The 4,376-nt window shown below is 68.8% G+C and carries 4 protein-coding genes; 2 read left to right on the plus strand and 2 right to left on the minus strand.

Going from position 1 to position 4,376, the window contains the following annotated elements; translation table 11 throughout:
• Nucleotides 1-186: 186 nt before the first annotated feature.
• Nucleotides 187-474, minus strand: coding sequence for a DUF6458 family protein (locus QSK21_RS36335; protein WP_352231381.1), 288 nt, complete (start codon nt 472-474; stop codon nt 187-189).
• Here QSK21_RS36335 and QSK21_RS35635 point away from each other — a divergent pair.
• Both QSK21_RS35635 and QSK21_RS35640 read left to right on the plus strand, forming a co-directional pair.
• Nucleotides 412-579, plus strand: a complete 168-nt coding sequence (locus QSK21_RS35635) for a hypothetical protein (RefSeq protein WP_285702174.1) — start codon at nt 412-414, stop codon at nt 577-579. The genes QSK21_RS36335 and QSK21_RS35635 overlap by 63 nt on opposite strands.
• An 898-nt stretch (nt 580-1,477) precedes the next feature.
• The gene (locus tag QSK21_RS35640) at nt 1,478-2,620 is read left to right on the plus strand and encodes a glycosyltransferase (protein ID WP_285702175.1); all 1,143 of its coding nucleotides are present in this window, start codon (nt 1,478-1,480) and stop codon (nt 2,618-2,620) included.
• A gap of 156 nt (nt 2,621-2,776) precedes the next feature.
• Here QSK21_RS35640 and QSK21_RS35645 read toward each other — a convergent pair whose 3' ends face one another.
• Nucleotides 2,777-3,706, minus strand: coding sequence for a LysR family transcriptional regulator (locus QSK21_RS35645; protein ID WP_285702176.1), 930 nt, complete (start codon nt 3,704-3,706; stop codon nt 2,777-2,779).
• Nucleotides 3,707-4,376 lie beyond the last annotated feature (670 nt).

Here is a 4,376-nt window from a genome sequence, read left to right on the forward strand (position 1 = left end):
TTGCGGCGGCGCACCCACCCGGTCAGCACCGACCGTTCCTCCTCGGACAACACCACCGGTTCCAGCTTCGGGCTCGGCATCCCCACAGCCTACCGGCTAACAAAGAACTATTGACTCAGAACACTAGGGCCGGTCGCCGATGACCCAGCGACCATTCACCGGTGATGTTCATGCGGGTGCTTTGGCCTAGCGTCGGCTACGTCGTGGCCGGGCACGACCTTTGGTGGGTTGACCACCGGGCTGGCTGTCGCGGTGCGGCGGTGCGGCAGAGTTCGGCGGCCCGTCGTCCGCTTCGTCGATGGCGTCTTGGCGGCTGCGGGCCGACCATGGCTTCGGGGGTGACATGCCGCGCGTGACCAGCGGAAGCAGCAGCAGGGCCGCACCGGCGGCCATCAAGATGGTGCCCACTGCGTGCAGATCGATACCGCGTATGGATCCCGTGACGGCGAAAGTGAGGATCGCGCCTATCGTCAGGAGGGCGACACCGCCGGCTATCGGCATCGCACACCGCCCTTCGGCGAACTCAAGTGCGTGATCCAGGTGGTGATGTCCATGACCGAACTCCTCGACGAGCCATGAATTCGGTGACTGCCAGGATCGGTCTTCCGAACCGGTCGAAGCAGCGGCCCCAATGCGCCGCAGAGAGTACGGCCACCGGGCCGACATGCCCGTTCACTTTCATCCAACCTTGCCGCGGCAGCAGGGGAAACAGCCGTTTTCTGAACGTCCCTTCTCCCCAGGAAATGACAGGTTGGACGCCACCAGCTCGCCCCGCCACTCCGGTGGAGGCGAGCCGGTCTCCTGTGCCGTCGCCGCGGTGATCACCCATCACCATCATCACCGCGTAGACCTGCTCACCGCTATTCGCGCCGACGGACTGCGCGTCGACCTGCTCATCGTCCCGGTCGGGGACCGCTCCCGTCGCCGCGCACGCGGTGATGGAGCCGGCCGCAGGACTGGAGGCGATCGGCCTTGGTGATGGGCCTTGCTCGGATTGCCGCTGTCCGTCGCCTCACCAAAGGGCTTGGCTGGTGCCAGCGGCCCCTAGCCGGGGGGTCGTGCCGATACCTCCGGAGCCGTTGAGGAACTGGATTCCGGGCGACTCTGAGGCCGGGATCTGTTCCGGGTGAGGGCCCATGACCACCGACCAGCTCAGCGTTCTCCGCGAGAAGGCGGGGTTTGACGGGATCATGCCGCCGCCGTGGCGGGCTCGATGAGTTTCCAGGGCAAGGTGGTCGACTGGGTGGCGGTCCACCGCCGCCACCATGCCTTCACCGACCGACCCGGTGACCCGCACTCGCCGTACCGGTACGGGATGAGCCTGCGCGGCCAGCTTCGCGACCGTGCCGTTGGAACCGGGCGCCGATCAGCGCCCTCCCGCCGAGCCGGGTCTCGGCCATCGCGACGTACCGAACTTCATCTCCAAGTCTTTTCTGTTTCGCCGTCCCAGGCCGGAGACCTCTCGATGAGAATTGCCATGATCGCACCGGACCATCCCGCCCGGCTGACCACCCTCGCCCTCGAACTGGGCCGGCTGGGCGATGACATCACGATCCACGCCCGGCGCGTGTCGCCGCTCAAACGCCGCACGACACTCGCCCCCGGAGTGGCCGTGGAGTACCTTCCCGCAGGTCCGGAACATCCTGTGGACGGCGCTCAGCTCCTGCCGCACCTGGGAGAGTTCGGGAGGCGCCTGGCCGCCCGGTGGGGCGATCGTCCGCCCGAGGTCGTGCACGCGCACGGCTGGACCGGCGGCCTCGCCGCCCTGGCCGGTTCCCAGTCGCACGGCTCCGCCAGGACACCCGTCCTGCAGAGCTTCGAACTGCTCGACTGCCGGTGCGGCCCGCGCGGCCCAGCGAGCCCTCCCAAACGCGCGAACCGCGGCGCGCAGGCCCGGCTGGAGCGCGCGCTGGGCCGGACGGCGGTGGCCAGCACCGTCGCCTGCACCCAGGACAAGGACGCCCTGATCCGTCTCGGCGTGCCGCGCAACCGGATCAGCGTCGTCCCCGGCGCCGTGGACATCGGCAAGTTCACCACCCGCGAACCGGCGTACCCGCGCGGAGAGCAGACCAGGCTGCTCATGACGACCGGTCCCGTGCCGGAGGGGGGCGCCGGGGCCGTCGTGCGGGCGCTCGCCGGCGTCCCCGGCGCTGAGCTGGTCATCGCCGGCGGTCCTGAACCCGCCTCACTCGAAACCGATCCCGGTGCCGGCCGGCTCCGGCTGCTCGCCAAGGAAGCGGGTGTCGACGACCGGGTGATCCTGCTCGGCAAGGTGCCGGCCAGGGTGGCCCCCCGGCTGATCCGCTCAGCCGACCTGATGCTCGCGCTCGGCCCCTATGACCCGTACGGTACCGCCGCGCTCGAAGCGATGGCCTGTGGCGTCCCGGTGATGGCCACCAGGGCCGGTGGCCATCTCGACACCGTCCTGGACGGCGTCACAGGGCTGCTCATCTCGGACCTGACACCGTCCGGCATCGCCCGTCGGCTCCGAGCCTCACTCGCGGACCCCACGCTCCTCCAAGCCCTCGGTATCGCGGGTGCCGACCGCGTCCGCGCGCGCCACTCCTGGCCCCGGATCGCCGCCGAGACCCACCGCCTCTACGAGGAGATCACCTGCTGAGCGTCCGCGGCATGTTCGACGAAGTTCCGCCGCGGCCTGCGGAGCCTCCCGAAACCCAGCGGGCGTTTCGAAGGTTCTTCCCGGTAGCCGCTACGACGAGTATCAGGCGACGACCGAACAGCACCGACGCCGCCACCTCCGACGTCGTTCGCAGGCTCAGCGGTCCTCCCGCCCCGCCGTTGTCTGATCGGTGGCGGCCAGCCAGCCCAGCCGCTGGGACATGGTGCGCGCGCAGCCGACGATGGCCGCCACGTGATCGGAGTCCTCGCTCGCGCGCCACAGGACCGACCATGGGTAGAAGGAAACCGGTTCGGTGAGTGGTCGCCAGATCGTTCCGGGGAGCGCTGCGATGCAGGAGGACGGCACGCAGTACAGGCAGCGTGCCTGGGCGACCAGGTCAGCCGCGGCACGGATGCTCTCCACGGTGCCCTCATACACCGTGGGGGTGAAACCGGCGGCCCGGCACATCTCCACGGTGAACTGGTTGAACTCCGGCGCCTGGGCCTCTTCGGCGAGCAGCAGCGGCTCCTGGGCCAACGCGGCGACGGGCACCGCCTTCAGGTCGGCGAACCGGTGACCGGGCGGGACCAGCACCCCGAGCGGGTCGCGACGGAACAGGTGTGAGGCGATCTGGGGCGGCGCGAGCGCGGCCCGGCCGATGCCCACGTCCAGGCGCCCGTCGATGAGCTGCTGGTACTGCTCGGGCACCCCCACCTCGACCTGGTGAATGACCAGATCGGGGTGGCGGGCCTGGACCTCGTGCAGGATCTGCGGCATCGAGTCATAGCTGGAATCGATGATCCCGACGCGCAGGGCGGGAGAGGCGCCGACGGCGCTGCGGGCCACCTGGGCGGCCCGGTCCACGTGCGCGAGAATCTGCCGCGCCTCGACCAGGAACAGGGCCCCGGCGGCGGTCAAGTCGACATGGTGCGTGCTGCGTTCCAGCAGCCGAACCCCCAGCTCACGCTCCAGCCGCTGCACCTGCTGGCTCAACGCCGACTGCACGATGTGTTCCCGGGCCGCCGCCCGCCCGAAATGCAACTCCTCGGCCAGTGTCACGAAGTAGCGCAGCTGGCGCAGTTCCATGTCGGCACCTCCTGCACACGACACCGCTACCCGCCACCGAGCCCATGCCGGGCCTGTTTCCGCGGGAAAGTCGTCCACCCGATCGTGGGTCTCCCTGGAGTGCGCCCGCCCTGGTGGCAGAACTCGTGCGCGCAGGGTTTCAGTGGTGATCCTACTGCCCACCCGAAGTGCGGGAAGGTCTATAGGACCTGTCTGAGGCGATCGGCTTTGGTGATGGGCACCGCTCACATTGCCCGTTTCCGTCGACGCGTCAATGGGGTTGACTCAAAGCAATGAGCCGGAACGACTGAAACGACCAGCCGGATTCGGTGTCTGAGTGATGGAGAAGGGGGGGCTTGCTATGGGCGCCAGCCGCAACAGATCCGGCCAGAGCATGTCCCTGGGCATGCCCCCGATCAGCCCGAACGGATCGGCGCCGCGTTGTGGGCACCTCGACGGGCTGGTGCCCGTCACACCGCGATCGGACCGATGCCCGGCCTGCCAGGCCCAGGGTGACAGCTGGACGACCTTGCGGGTCTGCCTGACCTGCGGCTGGGTGGCCTGTTGGCCGCGTCCAGGCGGGTGGTGTATGAGAAGGCCACCTCGCGATCTATTGATTAGTTAAGCACTGATTGCCTCAATTGTCACATCAGCATCATTGGTGTCGCTTTCGTGGCCGACTTTCTGGCAG

Origin of the sequence: Actinomadura sp. NBRC 104412 (assembly GCF_030269515.1) — a bacterium.
Classification (GTDB): Bacteria; Actinomycetota; Actinomycetes; order Streptosporangiales; family Streptosporangiaceae; genus Spirillospora.